Source organism: Phocicoccus schoeneichii (assembly GCF_014635565.1).
In the GTDB taxonomy this organism is placed as follows: Bacteria; Bacillota; Bacilli; order Staphylococcales; family Salinicoccaceae; genus Phocicoccus; species Phocicoccus schoeneichii.
The window spans coordinates 1-19,858 of sequence record NZ_BMDB01000003.1 but is presented as its reverse complement, the minus strand read 5'-3'; the positions used below and the strand labels follow the sequence as shown (position 1 = coordinate 19,858).

The following is a 19,858-nucleotide window of genomic DNA, read 5'->3' as shown; positions in this document are numbered from 1 at the left end:
GTTTATGACTTTAGTTTATCTAACTTGTGATTTATGGTACAATCACACTTGTGTATATAATATTTTGAGGTGAAATTATGTCTAAAAAATGGCTATTTGGAGTGACGATGACACTCGTATTATTCTTAGCCGGATGTGACTATTCTGTAGAAGAGAACAGGTCTGGATTTTTCTATAATACATTCGTAAGCCCGATGGACAGCGTCCTACACTGGCTTGGAGAACATCTAAATAATAACTATGGTCTAGCAATTATTGTTTTAACACTTATTGTAAGACTTGCAATTTTCCCATTCATGATGCGTACGTATAAAAACCAAATGCTCATGAGAGAAAAAATGAAGATCGTTAAACCACAAATGGACGATATTCAAAAGAGAATGAAACTTGCTACAACGCAAGAAGAAAAAATGGAAGTACAACAAGAGATGATGAGTCTCTACAAGAAACATGATATCAACCCACTTAATGTCGGTTGTTTACCAATGCTTATTCAGATGCCAATCGTAATGGCACTATTCTTTGCATTGAAATACCCATCAGAAGGTGGAATTGTAGAACACCCACACTTCTTGTGGTTGAACTTAACTGAAGTAGACTACATTATGGTAATAATCGCAGGACTTGTGTATGCTGCACAAGCATACGTTTCAACACTCTTCTTACCAGAAGAACAAAAAAAACAAATGCGTATATTCATGTTTATTTCACCAATTATGATTCTTTGGATTTCATTCATTTCACCATCAGCACTACCTCTTTATTGGGCAGTCGGAGGTATCTTCTTAGTACTGCAAACAATTATCGGTAACCTTTATTATCGTAATAAAGTAGAAGAAGAAATGGCACCAATCATTGCTCGTCACGAAGAAGAACAAAAAGAAAAAGAACGCAAAAAGAAAGCTGTACAAGTCGCACCTAGCAAAAAACGTAAATAAACTTTAAATTTTATGCCACGAGCAGAGCGCTCGTGGTATTTTTTGTAGATAAACACACGAAAGATTGTGGGAGTGTATCTTTAGTAGATCTGGTGAGGAATTAGTGTGTTAAAGAGATACATAATTTGAAGTGGTGTGATTTCATGTCGTATTGTTGGGAGTAATGCTACATGTTGATAGAGATTCTAGGATTACATGTCTTAACTATTGCATGTTTACCTGAAGTTAAGAAACGACGACTTGATTCCGGTCTAATCGTCACGTGGTTTCCTGGAATTCTGAATTATACATGACGATTACGAGCTAAACATCACGTGGTTTCCTGGAATTCTGAATTATACATGACGATTACAAGCTAAACATCACGTGGTTTCAATATAATCACGATTCCACATACTGATTAGGTGAGAGCTATTATTTATTCAAAGAATAATTCTTCATATTTCAATTTTCTCTCTGAATCCAGTGTTCCTGCATCGCCCGCACAACTCGCACCACAACAAATCATTCTCCACACAAAAAAGATCCCACAGGTTCGTTTCCCATGCGATCTCATATCACCGTCGCCAACCATCAACAGCAACCGCCGACATCTAATCTACATCCAATCTCTAAACAATCCGTATCCAATCAACATCCAAATCTACAATATTGGTGATATTAGATTTGCGATGGCTTCTTTTAGTTTGATCCATGCGCTACGTTCTGCATAGATTTCTGGTGTCAAGAGCTTACTGTTTATTGCGTCTTTCTCAAATGCTTCTCTCTGCTTTACGGCTTCTTTTCTATCAAAAATAAACGCGTTGACTTCAAAGTTTAGTGCAAAGCTTCGGTTATCCATATTCGTTGATCCGATACTTACAACTTCGTTGTCAATCATCATTGTCTTCTGGTGCAAAAATCCTTTTTGGTAGATAAAAATTTTGGCGCCCATTTTAGATAATTCTCCAACGTTATGGTACGTTCCCCAATATACGAATGGATGGTCTGGGAAACTCGGAATCATAATATTGACGTTCACGCCGGACAGTATCGCAATCTTCAATGCTTCCATAATCGACTGATCTGGAATGAAGTAGGGGGATTGGATATAAATATCTTTCTTCGCTGAGTTGATCATCTTTAAATATCCGAATTTAATTTGTTGCCATTTTTCATCAGGTCCACTTGTCGCGATTTGCATCGTCGTGTTTCCGACATTCTCAATTTCAGGGAAATATCTCGTCTCGTGAACCATCTTATTACGACTTCTTTGTGAGTTCCAGTCGAGCATAAATCTAAGTTGAAGTGACTTTACAGCATTCCCTTTAATTCTTAGATGTGTATCTCTCCAGTAACCGAACTTTTTAGAGTTACCCACGTATTCATCTCCAACGTTCGATCCACCTGTGTATCCAATTTTTCCGTCGATCACTACAATTTTTCTGTGGTTACGGTTGTTAATTCGTGGGTTTATCACAGATAAAAAACTCGGGAAAAATGCTTCTACATGTCCACCGAGTGAGCGGATTTCTTTAAAGTTTCTGAGTCTTAACGTTCTCGACCCCATGTCATCATACAGAATACGAACAGAGACTCCTTCACGTTGCTTTTCAAGAAGTGCGTTGTAAATTTCTTTACCAAGGTTATCTAATCTAAAAATATAATACTGAAAATGGATATGGTCCTTGGCATTCTTGATATCTTCTAACATCTGTTTAAATAAATCTGGTGTTCTATAAAAAGTATCAATATGGTTGTTTGATGTTACGAAACTTTGGTTGTTATAAAGCAGCATATGAATGAGTTTCGTATGCTTAGTGGCAACATCACTGTCTAATTCAAAATTATTTTTTCTAATTTCATCAAGTTGTTCTTGGACAAGGTATTCAAGCCCGATCTGATCTTCTTCTGGGATTTCAAAAATTTTGTGGTTATAAATTGTTCTACCTAAGAATAAATAGAGTATAAATCCAACGATAGGAATGAAGAACAAGATTAAAAGCCATGCCCATACACTTTGAGCACTCTTTCTTTCCCAGAAAATCATACCGATAGCCAGGAAAAAGTTGATGAGTAGGATGGTGATTGTAATAATTGTGGTAACACTAGAGTTGGATATCAATGAAACAAAAAAGTCGTTCATTCTCATTTTCCTTCCATTTTAACTTAATCTATTCGTGACAAATATGTAACGATTATTATTAAATACATGTAGTAATAGGCTCTAATAAACATTATAATAGTGATAACTTAACAAATAAGGAGTTCATTATCATGAAAAATGACAATTCAAAGATTAAAGAAGTTGTTGAAATGCTCCGTGAACTTGGTGTGAAAGTTTCAGTCGCACCGTCAAGAATAGAACTTATGAAACGCATTAGCTCAGCGCAAAAACTCAGACTAAATGAATAAGATATATTTAAACGGAAAGTAGTACTTACGTACACTTTCCGTTTATTTTTTTATATCAATCTCTTACGTTTTCTTTCATCTACTCGGTAAAAGTATATGCTAAGCACAATTCCGATACCGACCATATTTGCCCACAGACCACTACCTCCATAACTAATAAATGGAAGTGGGAGTCCAGTGATTGGAAGAATTTGAATTGTCATTCCAATATTCTGGAAAATATGGAAGAAGAGTAACGAAATATATCCGATAATAAAGTAACTTCCAAATGAATCCTTTGTTGCTAGAGAAATTCTAAATAAGTGTACGAGTAATAGGAATAACAGAATAACAACTATCGTTGTACCGATAAACCCAAACTCCTCACCAACAATCGTAAAAATAAAGTCTGTATGGTTCTCAGGAATATAAATAATTCCGTCAGCGTACCCACGACCTCTTGCGCCACCTGAACCAATCGCAATCAGTGAGTTCATCAGTTGGAACCCGATATCAGAACCATAATCTTCAGGTCTTAACCACGAATAGATACGGTCCAGTTGATACGAATGAATCCCGAGTTTATTAATTAAATCTGGTCGATATAAAATACCAAGTATGAGAGATAAACCCACGGTACCTACCATGAATACAACTGGCAGAATGATCCACCAGCTAATCCCAGACACAACGACCATACCAAAGAAAATAGCGAGCATAACGAGCGTAGTTCCAAGGTCGTTTTGCATCAAGATTAAAATCATCGGGAGAAGTGAGACGAGTCCAAGTTTTATTAGTAAGCGTACATCCATATTTAAACTATTATGCTGTTTATATTTATTGTGCTGACTGATGACGTAACTCATAGTCAAAATATAGATGATCTTCATAAACTCCGAAGGTTGGATACTAAAGAATCCGAACTGGTACCAACTTTTTGCACCGTTGATAATAGGCGTTATGCTATCAAATGGCGAGAAGTGCAGGAATAGTAAACTAAAAATTCCAAGCCCATAAATCAACCATATATATTCGCGGAACAACCTAAACGGAATGATCATGATAATGAATGCAATAAAGAATCCAAAAATATAAAAATAAAACTGTCGAATCGCAAAGTTAGTACCATATTGGCCACTTGTCATCGCAGATTGTATGAGAGTAATACTAATCGTTGCTAGAATCGCAATCTGTATCACTAAAATCCAGTCGACACGAGAAAGATAGCTCAAATTGATACGTTTAAATTTTAAATCATTCAAATCAGTCACCTAATTTATTAAAAAAATAGAAGATATGACATTACAAATTGTCTATCATATAATTATAACATGTACAAATCATTATAAGGAATGGAAACCATATGTTAAATATCACGATTGAAAAACTTTCAAAATTCACAAATGGTACAATGAATCAGAAAGCGTTAGAGATAAAAGACACACACGTTAAAGGTGTGTCAATCGATACAAGAACAATTGAAGAAAATAATTTATTTATTCCATTTGTTGGAGAAAATGTAGATGGCCACAAGTTTATTGCATATGCACTTGAAAGTGGCGCATCTATTGCTTTATCAGAACAAGAAAGAGATGACGTTCCCGTCATTTTAGTAGACAATACTGAACGCGCACTCGGTCTTCTCGCGAAAAACTATCTCAAGACATTTAACCCAAAAGTCATTGCGGTGACTGGATCTAACGGGAAGACAACAACAAAAGACATGATCGAATGTATTTTACAAGATAAATACAAGGTCGAAAAGACACAAGGTAACCTAAACAATGAACTCGGAATGCCACTCACAATTCTCGCGACAGATATAGAAACTGAAATTCTTATCTTAGAAATGGGAATGGATAGTATCGGAGATATTCATTATCTTTCAGATATCGCAAACCCAGACATCGCTGTGATTACAAGCGTCGGAGAATCTCACCTAGAGAAGCTTGGTTCACGTGAAAAAATTGCAGAAGTGAAATATGAGATTGTGGACTTTTTAAAAGATGACGGGCTCTTTATCTATTCAAAAGACTATGAAATGCTAGAAAACATTGTCGATAAAGACACGCCATATACGATTAAGACAGTCGGAGAAAACGAAAAAAATGGAGTGCATATCAAAAACATTTTAGAGCGTCTTGAAGGGACAGAGTTTACTTTAGATACTGCGAACTTCAAAATCCCACAGCTCGGTCGTCACAACGCGTTAAATGCGTCGTACGCAATTATGATTGCGCGTGAGTTTGGTATTTCAGATGAGACGTCTGAAGCGGCACTTCTGAAGCTTAAAGTTACAGGTATGCGCATGGAACAAAAGGAATTAAAAAATGGTGCAATTCTTATTAATGATGCGTACAATGCAAGCCCATCTTCAATGAAGAATGCGATTGATACGGTGCGTGATTTGCAGTATCAGAATAAGGTTCTTGTGCTTGGTGATATTTTAGAGCTCGGAGCTTATAGTGACGTACTGCATTATGACATTGCGACACACATCAACCAAGATAATAACTTTAGTCATATCTTTACGTTTGGTGAAGCGGCTAAAAATATTAGCGATAATATTAAGAAAGCAAACAGTGAACATTTTACAGATATTGACACACTGATTGAAAGAGTAAATGAAGTCATTGAGAATAGAACCGTTGTTTTATTAAAGGCATCTCGTGGTATGAAACTAGAACGAGTAGAAGAAGGTATAAAATAATTCTTGTAGTGTATAGCTGAAAGTGGTAATATAGAGAAGTTGTACACTTACGAGGTAAGAAATAGTCAAAGGAGACTAAAAGTTGAAATTTTTTAAAGAATTAGGTGTAAGTGAAAAAACTATTCAAGCATTAGAGGACATGGGTTTTACAAACCCAACTCCAATTCAAGAGAGTAGTATTCCACTTGCATTAAATAATGAGGATATCTTAGGACAAGCACAAACTGGTACAGGTAAAACAGGTGCTTTCGGTATTCCTTTAGTTGAGAAAGTAAAAAAAGGAGAAGGCGTACAAGCCTTAATCCTTGCGCCAACACGCGAACTCGCTGCACAAGTTGGAGAGCAATTAAAATCATTTGCTAAGTATAAGAAGCTTAATGTGAATGTAATTTTCGGTGGAGTATCCATCGCTAGACAAATTGGTGATTTAAAGAGAAAACCTGAAATCATCGTTGGTACACCAGGTCGTGTCATCGACCATATCAACCGTAGAACACTAAGACTAGATCACATTAACACGTTAGTTTTAGATGAAGCGGATGAAATGATGAACATGGGATTCATCGATGACGTGACGTTTATCATGGATAAGCTTCCAAAAGGGAATGTACAGACGTTACTATTCTCTGCGACAATGCCTAAAGCGATTCAAGATCTTGTGACACGTTTTATGCACGATCCTAAGATCGTAAAAACAATGAATCAAAATGATTCAGACCCACAAATCGAAGAGCACTACACGATTGTTAAAGAGTTAGAAAAACTCGACACATTTGTAGATTTCTTAGACGTACATCGTCCAGAGCTTGCGATTGTATTCGGTCGTACAAAACGTCGTGTAGATGAACTCACGAGTGCATTAATTGCGAAAGGTTACCAAGCAGAAGGCTTACACGGTGACATCACGCAGTCTAAACGTCTTGAAGTACTCAAGAAATTCAGAAATGATGCATTGCAAATCTTAGTTGCGACAGACGTTGCAGCACGTGGTCTTGATATTTCAGGTGTATCACACGTTTATAACTTCGACATCCCGCAAGATGCTGAAAGTTATACACACAGAATCGGACGTACAGGTCGTGCGGGTAAAGAAGGTATGGCATTAACTTTCGTAAACCCAGTTGAAATGGGGTATATCCGTTTAATTGAAGAGGCGAAAAACAAAAAGATTTCTCCACTTCGTCCACCAAACAAAAATGAAGTAGAAGCTGCACGTAAACAGAGCATTTTCGAAAAAATTAGAAAATGGCAAGAAAAAGACATCAATGCTGAGTCTTACAAACTTGCAACTGAACTCGTAACGGAATTCGAACCACAAGAAGTGATTGCCACTCTTGTTAATGAATTCTTATATAGAAAAGACGATGATAACATCCAGCTATCGTTTGAAAAACCACTCTCTCGTAGGAGTACAAAGGGCGATGGCAGACATCCGTATAAACGCGGTGGAAACAAAAAAGATAACCGCGGCGGTAGAAGACGTGGCGGTAACAATGGCGGAAAAGGTAAACAAACACCTTACAGCAAGAACAAGAAAAGTTCTAATCGCACACGCACATTTAAAGACCATATGAAATAATATTTGAGCATCCTACAGAGTGGGATGCTATTTTTATTTTTATATGTAAAATATCTCATGTATAATTAATAAAATAAGGGGAGGTCACGTATGATTCGATTATCAGATGATGTAAAAAAGTATTTAAGATTAAGATCAATCATCACATTTGTGATTGTACTTATTTTTTATTTAATTATTGCAAGCATTGCCATCTACTTTGACTTTTATAAAGAGTGGGTGATTATAGGTCTTGGGTTTCTAGTTCTCATACATCTCATTGTTTTTGTGTTTATTAGACCTGTTTTTTACCAAAAAGTAACAAAGTATCAAATATTTAATACACGTCTCGTGACTGTTCAAGGATTTATTATAGTAGAACACAAGATGTTGCCACTAAAACGTGTACAAGGTGTAGAGGTGTCTCACGGGATTATTTCAAGAAGATACAATCTCGCAAAACTTACAGTAACAACAGCAGGTACATCGTTTAATTTACCTCCATTAAAAATTGATGAAGCATATCAACTTCAATCTCAAATGATTGAGCTCGTAAAGGAGGAATTTACACATGTATAAACCTCAAAAATTACATCCATTAGCTTATTTAGGTTCAGTTGGCAACACGATTAAAACATTCTGGATCCCAGCAGCTATTTTCATTTTTAACTTCATAGGTGGAGATGGTCTAAGCGGAAACCGTTTCTTAATCTATATTGGACTCATTGTATTTCTGTTTATGCTCCTTATGATCGCAACGGATATTGTGCAAAAATATAAGACGCGATTTTGGATTGAAGACGGAAAGTTTATCTACAAAACAGGTGTCTTCGTTTTAAAGGAAAAGGAACTGACAATCAACCGCATCCAGTCTATCGATATTACAGAACCCTTGTTCTTAAGAATCTTTGGTGTGTGTAAATTAGACATACAAACGCCTGCAGAAGGTGTGTCAATTGAAGGTATTAAGTTATCTCAGGCAGAAGAGATTCGCCGAAGTGTCTATAAAGAAAAAGTGGCTGAAAAAGAAGAACCTAAAATCGTATCAGATGAAGACATAGATACTGAAATTCTAGATGAAAATATAGAACCAATAGAAACAACAGAAAATGTTTCTGAAGATGAAATGACACTTATCCATAAGATGACGATGAAAGAGTTATTCATTATGGCTATGACAAGTGGGGGACTTGGGATTTTCATCGCCGGATTCTTTACGTTCTTAACAACATTCAATATAGATACGTTTGTGACAAACTATATTGAAGAGAACTTCCAAAAATTGATAACGTCAATGCTAGTGTTTACTGTAGTCATTGCATTAGCTTTAATCATTTTTGGGTATATTATCGGAACAGTGATTTTATTGATTCGTTATTATGATTACAAAGTGTTTGAAGATAATGAAGATCTCATCATCACTTATGGACTTTTAGAGAAAAAGAGAGTGACGGTAAATATCAACCGCGTACAAAATATTATTATCAAGGATAATATTTTAAGAAGAATGATTGGATTCAAATCGTTATATGTGACGATTATGGGAGATACCGACGAAGAATTAAGTGACGGAAAAGTGATGGTTGTCCCACTCATTAAGACAAAGTTACTCTTTGATATTGTGACAAAATTCTTCCCGAATTACGAAATTAAAACGCCTGTAGAATTTGTTAAAAAACGTGCATACAGACGATTCTTTACAGTGCGTAGTATTTTCTTTTTAGTAATTTATGTAGTACTCGTATATGTAAGTCACGAATACTTCATACCAGTTGCATTCTGGATGATCACGATTATTGGTGCGATTATTTTTATCCTCCAAATCATCTCAGCAATATACTCGGCGAAGCATACTGGGTATACAATTAATGGTGATGAAATTAATCTAATGGAAACATCGTTTTTCGCTAGAAGTCATTATGCGATTAAGTCAGAAAAAATTAACACGATTGAATGGCATAACAATCCATTTACGAGACGCGCAGAGCTCGGTACAGTGTCGGTGATTACGGCAGGTGGTGTGCTCGACTCTGTTGTGACGTTAAAGCATTTAGAACGTAATGATATAGATAGAATTTGGAGATTTGTAGAAGGAGGAATGATTGATGAAGCGAATATCGAAGAGCGCGATTAAATATCGTCGTGTGACGAGTTCGATTTACCTCATTATTCCCATCTTGACTTTACTTGGTCTATTCGTTGCAACCTTTTTTACCCCAGAAAATGTAGACTTTTATCTGTATTTATCGATTGGAGGAGTGGGCTTACTCACACTTATTTATATCGGGTACTATATTATTGCTGAACCAATTTTAACTTATAAATATTTGAGGTACCAAATTGAGAACGGTGAACTAATCGTTGAACAAGGAATTTTCACGCGCAAGAGACATGTAGCACCACTCTTTAGAATTCAAAACATCGATGTGTCGGAAGGTCCAATCATGAGAAAATTTGGTCTTTCTGGAATTACGTTCTCGACTGCGAGTGAAAAACTATATATTCCTGAGTTAGAGAAAGAGGAAGCAGTAGCGCTTAGACAGATGGTCAGAGAGATTATTAGAAATAGTAAACGAGGTTCGAGTGTATGATTACGGGTCTTGGAACAGATATTGTAGAAATAAAAAGAATTACCCGTGCGAACAATGAAGATAGACTTGCACGGAGAATACTTTCAGAAAATGAATTAAAAGTTTACAATGGTATAAATAATGAAACGAGAAAAAATGAATATGTTGCAGGTCGTTTCAGTGCTAAGGAAGCATACAGCAAAGCACTTGGTACTGGAATTGGCGCGCACATTCAGTTTCATGAAATCAGCATCATGAATGATGAATTGGGTAAACCTTTTATTGAAGGTAGCAGTGCATTAATCTCTATTTCACATTCGAGAGAGTATGCAACTGCAACTGTAATTTTAATTGATAGTAATTAACTGGAGTGAATGAATTGAGCGATAGATTTTATAGAGATGCACAGGTAAATATTGACCTAGATAAAATTGGTCAGAACTATGATGCAATTGAGGCAAAAGTGAATAAGAAGGTAATAGCCGTTGTAAAATCTAACGCTTATGGCCATGGCTCTCGTGCAGTAGCGAGATATTTAGAAGAAAGAGGCGTAGACTTCTTTGCTGTTGGAACGTTAGATGAGGCGATTGAACTCAGAATGCATGGTATTAAGAGCAAGATTTTAGTCCTCGGAATTATCAGTCCAAAAGACATCAACAAGGCAATACAACATAGAGTAGCAATCACAGCACCTTCAAAAGAGTGGCTCGTTGACTCACTTGAAAACATCTCGTATGAATATGACAAAGAAGTGTGGATTCATATTAAAGTGAACGGACATATGAATCGTTATGGAACGAAAGACATCACTGAAATTAAAGAGATGATTGAATTGATTTATAGTTCTGAGTATTTCGTGTATGAAGGATTGTTCTCTCACTTTGCGATGGCGAGTGTAGACCTTGACCGTGTACGACAAGAACAAATGGAATTCAAGGAAATCGTAAACCAAGTAGAAACGCCACCGTACGTTCATATTTCTAATACTGCAGGTGCACTACTTGTTGAAGATGAATTTACGAACGCTGTTCGTGTAGGAATTGGCCTTTACGGGTATTATCCAAGTGAGTATACGAAAGAACGTACGGATGTGGTGTTACAACCTGCGCTTGACCTTGTCTGCCATGTTGTCGATACACATGAGGTCAAAAAAGGTGAAACTGTCGGATATGATGAAACATTTATAGCAGACGAAGACATGTCACTTGTCACAATTCCAATTGGATACGGTGACGGATTATTACGAAAACACAGCGGGTATCACGTAGACATTAACGGAGAACAATGTGAAATTGTTGGTCGCGTATGCATGGATGCCGCAATGATTCGTTCAAACGCAAAACGTGGAGATGAAGTCCGCATCATCGTAAGTGACCATGATAGTTTACAGTCGCTAGAAAACTACAGTAATCACGTAGATACAATTACCTATGAGTCGACTTGTCTACTGTCAAGAAGATTACCAAGAGTTTACAGTTCAGAGTCAAATGAAGTGATATTCAATGAAATTCTGAAATAACAGTTAAATAAAGGCTAGATATGATACTATTAAACTGTATTTACAGGAGGCTCATATGAATTCAAATGACAGATGTGCACAACTTAAAAATGAGTTAAAAGAAGGCTATAAATCTATGCACCATTTGAATCTTTGTATTGCAGAAGAACATTTCTTAATGGAATGTGAAGTCGAAATTAAATATACGGCAGAAATTGGAACGATTATTTTATCAAATAATAGAAAAAAAGATGGTGAGTAGATGAAGCGAGGAGAGGTGTACCTAGCTGATCTTTCTCCCGTTCAAGGCTCAGAACAAGGCGGTAAAAGACCTGTAGTCATCATTCAAAATAATGTCGGTAACAAATACAGTCCAACTGTAATTGTTGCCGCGATTACAGGTAAAATTAACAAAGCAAAAATACCGACCCATGTTGAAGTCAATAAGCACAAATACCATTTTGAAATGGACTCTGTGATATTACTAGAGCAAATAAGAACGATAGATAAAACTAGGTTACAAGAAAAACTTACATATTTAGATGAAGATAAGATGGCCGAAGTTGATCGTGCACTCATGATCAGTTTAGGTCTTAATGTTAATATGGAAGAAAAAGTAAAACAATGAAGATAATAGTAGAGAATGAGGACAGTGTCATGAGTTATATAGATAGTCTAACCAATGATTATGAGGAAATATTACGATTATATCTATATGAAAATGATGTAGATGCAGCAATTGCAAAATGTCATACATTCAGTAGAAACGTAATAGAAATAGATACTTCTCCAGAAGAAATAGTGTCATTACATACACAGATGTTAAACCACATGCACGTGAATGACGTAGATTTAGTGAAGCAGTCACTCGAGATTTTAGAAGAAGTTATGATTTCATTTGGATTTACATATCGTGACTATAGAGCGATGTTAGATAAATTAGACTTGCACGATCAAGAATTAGATATTGCTGCAAGTCTTCAAGAAACAATGCTTAAACCAACAATTCCTGTAGCTGATACGATGCAAATAGGAGCAATCAGCATACCAGCAGGTAAAGTGAGTGGAGACTACTTTAACTTCATTCACCATAACAGTCATAAGATATCATTTGCCGTCGCAGATGTTATCGGGAAAGGCATACCTGCTGCAATTGCGATGACAATGCTTAAATTTGGTATGGAACTCGCCCATCTGAATAAAGGTCCTGCCAAAGCATTAGAAACGTTAAACAATTTAGTTGAAAAAAATGTAAATAAAAATATGTTTATCACTATGTTTTATGGTGTGTATGACTATAGAAATGGAAAACTTACTTTCTCAAGTGCAGGTCACGAACCTGGATATATATATAGATACGAAGAAGATGTATTTGAAGAAATCGATACTAAGGGTTTAGTACTTGGTGTACGGCAGGACAATACATACTTTGAAAAAACAGTAGATTTAAAAGAAAATGATATGATTTTTATCTTTACAGATGGGGTTTCAGAATTACGTAAACACGACGAAACGTTTATTGATATGAATGATATCTTCCAAATGCTCAGAGAAATGAAAGATAATCACCCTCAAGATACCGTTCAATATCTATATGAAACGTTAACGAGAATGCAAAATAATTTACGTAAAGACGATTTAACAATGCTTATTATAAAGAATGCAAAAAACTTGTATTAGTATGTTTAATCTCTAAAGTACAGGGTATAAATGTATTTGAAAAGTATTATTTGATTGGAGTAGAATCGAAACATGAATATTAACATTGAAGTAAACGAAAAACCAGGCATCACTGAAGTAAGCATTGCTGGTGAATTAGATATTTATACAGCTCCAGAATTAAAGAAAGTATTTGAACCAGTAGCAGCAGACGGAACAAGTAGCCTACATGTAGACTTAAAAGAGCTAAGCTACATGGACTCAACAGGTCTTGGACTTTTTGTTGGAACGCTAAAAGACTTAAATAGAAACGATAAAGAACTAAGAGTGACAAATGTACAGCCGCGCATCATGAAGTTATTTGAAATCACTGGACTTAGAGATTTAATGTACATCACTGAGTATTCGGAGGGTGAAGAAGTTGAAAAATAACTTTGAATATGTTGAAATGAAAATTCCATCAAATCCAAAATATGTTGGACTTGTGAGACTTACATTATCTGGGATTTTATCTTCAGCAAATGCGTCGATTGAAGAAATTGAAGACTCTAAAATAGCAGTATCTGAAGCAGTAACGAATGCAGTTAAGCATGCTTATAAACAAGATGAAGATGGTGAAATCATCATTGGCTTCGCAGTCTTTAAAGATCGTATAGAAATTATAGTTAGAGACTCAGGCAAGAGCTTTGACTACGAAACAGTTAAAGAAGAACTTGGACCATATAAGGAAGACGATTCAGTTGGTTTCCTTAGAGAAGGTGGGCTTGGATTATTCTTAATAGAAACGCTGATGGACGATGTTCATGTGAAAAAGGAACCTGGAGTAACAATTAGCATGGTTAAGTTTGTTGGCAAAGGTCAGGTGCAAAATAATGGAGAAACTATCACAGGATAAAACAGAATTAACGCCTGACGAAATTAATGCGCTAATTATGAGATGTCAAGAATCAGAGGATGATGAGGCACAGACACAGCTTGTCTTGCATTATCAGCGATTGATCGATTCACTCGCATATCGATATTCTCGTGGTCAATCTCATCATGAAGACTTAGCACAAGTCGGAATGGTCGGATTACTTGGTGCGATTCGTCGTTTTGACTTATCGTTTAATCGAAAATTCGAAGCATTTTTAGTACCTACAGTACTTGGGGAAATCAAGAGATATTTACGTGACAAAACATGGAGTGTCCATGTGCCACGCAGAATCAAAGAAATAGGCCCAAAAATTAAGAATGCAACAGATGTCTTAACTTCAGAACTTGAGAGATCTCCTACAGTTAAAGAAATTGCGGATCATATTGGTGCAACTGAAGAGGAAGTACTTGAAGCAATGGAGATGGGACAAAGCTATAATGCACTCAGCGTGGACCATTCTATCGATGCAGACAATGAAGGTTCTGCAGTGACATTACTGGATGTCATGGGAGATGTCGATGAAAACTATGAACGATCAGAGGAACGCATGTTAATTGAAAAATTATTACCGATTCTAACAGATAGAGAACGTAGCATTATCGAATCGACATTCTTAGATGGACTGAGTCAAAAAGAAACTGGAGAACGTATTGGTCTAAGTCAAATGCACGTGTCTAGGTTGCAAAGAAGTGCGTTAGAAAAACTGCGTAAAGCAATGAAACAATCTCAAGACGCTGAATCACAAACCTGATCGAAAGATTAGGTTTTTATTTTTTAGGAGGACGTATGAACGAACAACTGATTAAGAATTTATCAACAGAACTAAAAATTAAACCAGAATATATAAGTAATGTATTATCTATGCTCGCAGACAAATCAACGGTGCCATTTATTGCGAGATACCGTAAGGAACAAACAGGTGGACTTGACGAAACAGAAATTAAAGCAATTGAAGATGAATATAGATATTTAGAAAATCTTGAAAAAAGAAAAGAAGAAGTCATGCGTTTAATTGATGAGCAAGGCATGCTAACAAATGACTTAAAGCAAGATATATTAAAACAAACAGAACTTGCAAGAGTAGAGGACTTGTATCGTCCGTTTAGACAAAAGAGAAAAACACGCGCGACTGAAGCGGTGCGTAAAGGGTTAAAACCACTATTTGAAGTCATGTTAAAACAAGATGTTTCTGAGGGTGATTTAGAAACAGAAGCAGAATCATATATTACAGAAGAAGTGACTTCAGTAGAGGATGCGTTAAATGGGGCAAACGACATTTATGCTGAACATATTTCAGATGATGCACAATATAGAAAAGTAATTTTACGTGAGATTAAAAACTCATCACTCATCGTTTCATCTAAAAAGAAAAATGCAGAAGATGAGCAAAATGTGTTTGAAATGTACTATGACTATAGTGAAGCGGTCAAACGCATTCCACCGCATCGTACACTTGCTATGAACCGTGGAGAGAAACTAAATGTATTAACGCTTAAATTTGAACACAATATCGATCGTATTTCTGGGTATTTATCTTCGAAAGTCATTAAAGAGAACTCTAAAATCTCGTATAGATTAAATATGGTGATCGAAGATAGCTTGAAGAGACTCATCTTACCATCACTTGAACGTGAAGTGAGAAATGATATGACAGAAGTGGGTGAAGCGCACGCAGTAAATATCTTTGAAGAAAACTTGAAGAGTTTACTACTGCAACCACCCCTTAAGAATCATATGATTTTAGGTGTAGACCCAGCATTTAGAACAGGATGTAAGTTAGCTGTCATTAACCCATCTGGCACTTTTGTAGATAAAAATGTGATCTACCCGCACATGCCAGTGAATAAAAAAAAGCAAGCTGAGAAAATCATGCTAGATATTATCAAGAAACATAATATTACACTTGTTGCGATTGGAAACGGTACGGCATCTAGAGAAACAGAAGAATTTATAAGTGAGTTAATTAAAAATAACAATCTAGACTTGCCGTTTATTATCGTAAATGAAGCGGGTGCGTCAGTATACTCTGCATCAGAAGTTGCACGTGAAGAATTCCCGGACTTCCAAGTTGAAGAGAGAAGTGCAGTATCAATCGCGCGACGTGTGCAAGATCCACTATCAGAACTTGTTAAAATCGACCCGAAATCCATCGGTGTTGGACAATATCAGCATGATGTAAACCAAAAGAACTTGTCAGAAGCACTCGACTTTGTAGTAGAAACAGTTGTAAACCAAGTAGGTGTAGATGTGAATACAGCATCATACACACTGCTCGAGCACGTGGCTGGTTTATCTCCACAAATTTCTAAAAATATCGTAGCATTTAGAGAAGAAAACAAGGGAATCAATAAAAGATCAGATCTAAAAAAAGTACCTAGACTCGGACCAAAAACATTTGAGCAATGCGTTGGATTTTTAAGAATTATTGATGGTAAAGAACCGTTAGACCAAACGGAAATCCACCCAGAACAATATAAGAATACCTATAAATTGCTTGATACAATCGGTGCATCAATAAAAGATCTTGGTACAGATGAAATTAAAGAAAAGCTCGAGAAGTTAGACCAGGGCGCATTTGCAGAAAAAGAAGGCATCGGATTGCCGACACTTGAAGACATGGTGAAAAGTTTAATTGCACCATTAAGAGATATCCGTGACCAGTATGATACGCCGCTCTTAAAATCAGATGTATTAGAGATGAAAGACTTAAAATCAGGAATGAAACTATCAGGAACAGTGAGAAACGTGACAGACTTCGGCGCATTCGTAGACGTTGGAGTAGGGCAAGATGGACTTGTGCATATATCACAACTCTCAAACCGATTTGTGAAGCATCCGTTAGACGTTGTAAGCTCAGGAGACATTGTAGAAGTCACAGTCATGGATGTAGACGTTCATAAAAAACGCATATCACTGACGATGAAAGCTGAAAAAAAGTAGCGTTGTAAATTGGTGTTGAATACCACATCACTAATGAAAAAAAGAACCACTCATGATTTCATGAGTGGTTCTTTGTGTATAGGCGATTAGCTTATTTGTTTGTATCTACTGGTTTACCTTCGAATGGGTGGTCGCCTTTTTCTAGGTCTACATCATTGATGTCGATTCCGAGTGCTTTTGCTACACCTTTACCATATTCTGGATCTGCTTGGTAGCAGTTGAAGATATGACGGTGTTTCACTTTGTCTGAAGTGCCTTGCATTTCATTTGCAGTGTTTTGGAAGATTAGTTCTTTTCCTTCTTCAGATTGTAATCTGAAGAGTTTTCCTGGTTGCTCGTAATAATTATCATCGTCTTCACGGAAGTCATATTCAGCAACATGACCGAGTTGTAGGTCTAATACAGGTTGTTTGTGCTCTGGTTGTGAGTTGTGTGCACCATAGCTGTTAGGGTAGTAGTTGATGTGAGAACCTAAGTTACCGTCAACTCTCATTGCACCGTCACGGCTAAATGGGCAAACATTTGCTGCTCCTTTTGGGGAGTTCACTGGAATTTGGTGATGGTTAACGCCTAAGCGGTATCTTTGTGCATCTCCATAAGAGAATAGACGACCTTGTAACATTTTGTCTGGTGAGAAACCAATACCAGGGACAATGTTAGTTGGTGCAAATGCCGCTTGTTCTACTTCTGCGAAGTAGTTTTCTGGGTTTTTGTTTAATTCGAATTCCCCAACTTCAATTAATGGGTAATCTCCTTTGTACCAAACTTTAGTTAAGTCGAATGGATTGTGTGGGTGATTTCTAGCTTCTTCTTCAGTCATCACTTGAATATATACTTTCCATTTAGGGAAATTTCCTTCTTCAATGGCATTGAAGAGGTCACGTTGTGATGATTCTCTATCGTGTGCGATAGTTCTTGAAGCGTCTTCAGCACTTAAGTTATCAATACCTTGTTGAGTTCTGAAGTGGAATTTAACCCATACACGTTCATTATTAGCGTTAATCATACTGTAAGTGTGTGAACCGAAACCGTGCATATGACGGAATCCGTTTGGAATACCACGCTCAGACATAAGAATTGTCACTTGGTGTAATGCTTCTGGTAATGAAGTCCAGAAATCCCAGTTGCTTTCAGGATTGTGCATGTTTGTTTTAGGGTCACGTTTAACAACGTGGTTTAAGCTCGGGAATAATTTAGGATCACGGAAGAAGAATACAGGTGTGTTGTTACCCACTAAGTCCCAGTTACCTTCTTCAGTGTAGAATTTAAGTGCGAATCCACGGATGTCACGCTCAGCATCTGCAGCTCCACGTTCACCAGCTACTGTTGAGAAACGAGCGAACATTTCAGTTTTCTTACCGATTTCACTAAAGATTGCAGCTTTAGTATATTTAGTAATATCATGTGTTACAGTAAAAGTACCGTATGCACCTGATCCTTTTGCGTGCATACGACGCTCAGGAATAACTTCACGATCGAAATGCGCCATCATATCTAAGAAGTATGGATCTTGCATAACAAGTGGACCTCTTGGTCCAGCAGTCATAGTATTCTCTCGGTCTCCAACAGGGTTACCAAACAGAGTAGTTAACTTGTTTTCTTCAGGATTTAGATTTTTGTGCATTATTGAACCTCCACAATTATTTATAATGATTCTAAATAAAGTATATCAACAAAAGCCAAAATCTTCAAGTAAGGTAAGCGTAAACGATGTGCATGTCATCCTTTAGACCTATATCAAGATAAAAACATTATTATCTCTTCTATTATATAAAGCAAAAAAGGTAACAGATAAAAACATGCGATCAAAATTTGTTGAAATTATTTAAACGAACATTGTTGACAGTATGTAAATTAGTATATATAATAATAAACGTTGCTAATTGATTAGCGGTTGTGGCGGAATCGGCAGACGCGCTAGGTTGAGGGCCTAGTGGGAGTTAAATCCCGTGGAGGTTCAAGTCCTCTCAGCCGCATTATTTTTGCAAAAAAGATAAAACTTTTAGTTGCATCATTAGTACGAAGTATGTATAATAATTAGTAGACGTTTCAAGAGCGAAACGCATTGCTAAAATGTTTTCGAAAAAACTTAAATTAAAGTATTGACATTATTTATAAACGCTGTATAATAAATAAAGTCGTTAAAACTTAGCGGGTGTAGTTAAGTGGTATAACCTCAGCCTTCCAAGCTGATGTCGAGAGTTCGATTCTCTTCACCCGCTCCATTAATTTTAAACATTAAAGAACATTGAAAACTGAATGACAATATGTCAACGTTAATTCCAAGAAAAATACTCTACGGAGTAACTGAGAGAACAGTATAAAACACGGATAAATTTGAGCTAACTCAAATTCTTTTATGGAGAGTTTGATCCTGGCTCAGGATGAACGCTGGCGGCGTGCCTAATACATGCAAGTCGAGCGCAACTTCTTATACCGAACCTTCGGGTTCATTTTAAGAGTTGAGCGGCGGACGGGTGAGTAACACGTAGGCAACCTACCCTTAAGACTGGGATAACTACGGGAAACCGTAGCTAATACCGGATAATACCTTTACTCAAAAGAGTTAAGATTGAAAGATGGATTTTCTATCACTTAAGGATGGGCCTGCGGCGCATTAGCTAGTTGGTGAGGTAGTAGCTCACCAAGGCGACGATGCGTAGCCGACCTGAGAGGGTGATCGGCCACACTGGGAC

The 19,858-nt window shown here is 36.7% G+C and carries 19 protein-coding genes, 2 tRNA genes and 1 rRNA gene; 19 read left to right on the top strand and 3 right to left on the bottom strand.

Features of this window, described 5'->3' with window-relative positions:
• Nucleotides 1-77: 77 nt before the first annotated feature.
• The gene (gene yidC / locus IEU51_RS06705; RefSeq protein WP_186084614.1) at nucleotides 78-938 is read left to right on the top strand and encodes a membrane protein insertase YidC; all 861 of its coding nucleotides are present in this window, start codon (nucleotides 78-80) and stop codon (nucleotides 936-938) included.
• A 643-nt stretch (nucleotides 939-1,581) separates the two neighbouring features.
• Here yidC and cls read toward each other — a convergent pair.
• Nucleotides 1,582-3,063, bottom strand: a complete 1,482-nt coding sequence (gene cls / locus IEU51_RS06700) for a cardiolipin synthase (RefSeq protein ID WP_186084612.1) — start codon at nucleotides 3,061-3,063, stop codon at nucleotides 1,582-1,584.
• Between the two features lie 131 nt (nucleotides 3,064-3,194).
• On the opposite strand from cls, the gene IEU51_RS06695 reads away from it, so the two are divergent.
• Nucleotides 3,195-3,332, top strand: a complete 138-nt coding sequence (locus tag IEU51_RS06695) for an Lmo0850 family protein (protein WP_186084610.1) — start codon at nucleotides 3,195-3,197, stop codon at nucleotides 3,330-3,332.
• A 50-nt stretch (nucleotides 3,333-3,382) separates the two neighbouring features.
• Here the strand turns inward: IEU51_RS06695 and IEU51_RS06690 are convergent, their stop codons facing one another.
• Nucleotides 3,383-4,573 carry an FtsW/RodA/SpoVE family cell cycle protein gene (locus tag IEU51_RS06690; RefSeq protein WP_186084608.1) on the bottom strand — a complete coding sequence of 397 codons (1,191 nt, stop codon included), beginning with the start codon at nucleotides 4,571-4,573 and terminating at the stop codon, nucleotides 3,383-3,385.
• A 101-nt stretch (nucleotides 4,574-4,674) separates the two neighbouring features.
• On the opposite strand from IEU51_RS06690, the gene IEU51_RS06685 reads away from it, so the two are divergent.
• The 14 genes from IEU51_RS06685 (at nucleotide 4,675) to IEU51_RS06620 (ending at nucleotide 17,162) form a co-directional block, all read left to right on the top strand.
• The gene (locus tag IEU51_RS06685) at nucleotides 4,675-6,021 is read left to right on the top strand and encodes a UDP-N-acetylmuramoyl-tripeptide--D-alanyl-D-alanine ligase (protein ID WP_186084606.1); all 1,347 of its coding nucleotides are present in this window, start codon (nucleotides 4,675-4,677) and stop codon (nucleotides 6,019-6,021) included.
• Nucleotides 6,022-6,103: 82 nt separating this feature from the next.
• The gene (locus IEU51_RS06680) at nucleotides 6,104-7,600 is read left to right on the top strand and encodes a DEAD/DEAH box helicase (RefSeq protein ID WP_186084604.1); all 1,497 of its coding nucleotides are present in this window, start codon (nucleotides 6,104-6,106) and stop codon (nucleotides 7,598-7,600) included.
• A gap of 90 nt (nucleotides 7,601-7,690) precedes the next feature.
• Nucleotides 7,691-8,158, top strand: coding sequence for a PH domain-containing protein (locus IEU51_RS06675; RefSeq protein ID WP_186084602.1), 468 nt, complete (start codon nucleotides 7,691-7,693; stop codon nucleotides 8,156-8,158).
• Nucleotides 8,151-9,713: a PH domain-containing protein gene (locus IEU51_RS06670; protein ID WP_186084594.1), complete on the top strand. Its 1,563-nt coding sequence runs from the start codon at nucleotides 8,151-8,153 to the stop codon at nucleotides 9,711-9,713. The genes IEU51_RS06675 and IEU51_RS06670 overlap by 8 nt, the downstream gene beginning before the upstream one ends.
• A complete protein-coding gene (locus tag IEU51_RS06665) occupies nucleotides 9,685-10,170 on the top strand; it encodes a PH domain-containing protein (protein WP_186084585.1) in 486 nt (161 codons plus the stop codon). The genes IEU51_RS06670 and IEU51_RS06665 overlap by 29 nt, the downstream gene beginning before the upstream one ends.
• Complete coding sequence (gene acpS / locus IEU51_RS06660) at nucleotides 10,167-10,514, top strand: holo-ACP synthase (protein WP_186084577.1); 348 nt, start codon at nucleotides 10,167-10,169, stop codon at nucleotides 10,512-10,514. The genes IEU51_RS06665 and acpS overlap by 4 nt, the downstream gene beginning before the upstream one ends.
• 14 nt (nucleotides 10,515-10,528) lie before the next feature.
• Nucleotides 10,529-11,668: an alanine racemase gene (gene alr / locus IEU51_RS06655; protein WP_186084576.1), complete on the top strand. Its 1,140-nt coding sequence runs from the start codon at nucleotides 10,529-10,531 to the stop codon at nucleotides 11,666-11,668.
• A gap of 55 nt (nucleotides 11,669-11,723) precedes the next feature.
• Nucleotides 11,724-11,909, top strand: a complete 186-nt coding sequence (locus IEU51_RS09285) for a hypothetical protein (RefSeq protein WP_229713900.1) — start codon at nucleotides 11,724-11,726, stop codon at nucleotides 11,907-11,909.
• Nucleotides 11,910-12,275, top strand: coding sequence for a type II toxin-antitoxin system PemK/MazF family toxin (locus IEU51_RS06645; RefSeq protein WP_186084574.1), 366 nt, complete (start codon nucleotides 11,910-11,912; stop codon nucleotides 12,273-12,275).
• A complete protein-coding gene (locus IEU51_RS06640; RefSeq protein ID WP_229713898.1) occupies nucleotides 12,272-13,327 on the top strand; it encodes a PP2C family protein-serine/threonine phosphatase in 1,056 nt (351 codons plus the stop codon). Before IEU51_RS06645 ends, IEU51_RS06640 begins: the two co-directional genes overlap by 4 nt.
• A gap of 72 nt (nucleotides 13,328-13,399) precedes the next feature.
• Nucleotides 13,400-13,738, top strand: a complete 339-nt coding sequence (locus tag IEU51_RS06635) for an STAS domain-containing protein (protein WP_186084570.1) — start codon at nucleotides 13,400-13,402, stop codon at nucleotides 13,736-13,738.
• A complete protein-coding gene (rsbW, locus tag IEU51_RS06630) occupies nucleotides 13,728-14,201 on the top strand; it encodes an anti-sigma B factor RsbW (protein WP_186084568.1) in 474 nt (157 codons plus the stop codon). Before IEU51_RS06635 ends, rsbW begins: the two co-directional genes overlap by 11 nt.
• A complete protein-coding gene (sigB, locus tag IEU51_RS06625) occupies nucleotides 14,179-14,973 on the top strand; it encodes an RNA polymerase sigma factor SigB (protein WP_186084566.1) in 795 nt (264 codons plus the stop codon). Before rsbW ends, sigB begins: the two co-directional genes overlap by 23 nt.
• Nucleotides 14,974-15,008: 35 nt before the next feature.
• The gene (locus tag IEU51_RS06620; protein WP_186084564.1) at nucleotides 15,009-17,162 is read left to right on the top strand and encodes a Tex family protein; all 2,154 of its coding nucleotides are present in this window, start codon (nucleotides 15,009-15,011) and stop codon (nucleotides 17,160-17,162) included.
• Nucleotides 17,163-17,253: 91 nt separating this feature from the next.
• On the opposite strand, the gene IEU51_RS06615 is transcribed toward IEU51_RS06620, so the two are convergent.
• A complete protein-coding gene (locus tag IEU51_RS06615; protein ID WP_186084562.1) occupies nucleotides 17,254-18,786 on the bottom strand; it encodes a catalase in 1,533 nt (510 codons plus the stop codon).
• A gap of 266 nt (nucleotides 18,787-19,052) precedes the next feature.
• Between IEU51_RS06615 and IEU51_RS06610 the strand changes: the two genes are divergently transcribed.
• From IEU51_RS06610 to IEU51_RS06600, 3 genes are all read left to right on the top strand, one after another.
• Nucleotides 19,053-19,138, top strand: a tRNA-Leu gene (locus IEU51_RS06610).
• Between the two features lie 175 nt (nucleotides 19,139-19,313).
• A tRNA-Gly gene (locus tag IEU51_RS06605) sits at nucleotides 19,314-19,387 on the top strand.
• 131 nt (nucleotides 19,388-19,518) lie between these two features.
• Nucleotides 19,519-19,858: ribosomal RNA gene (locus IEU51_RS06600) — 16S ribosomal RNA — on the top strand; the annotation flags it as partial.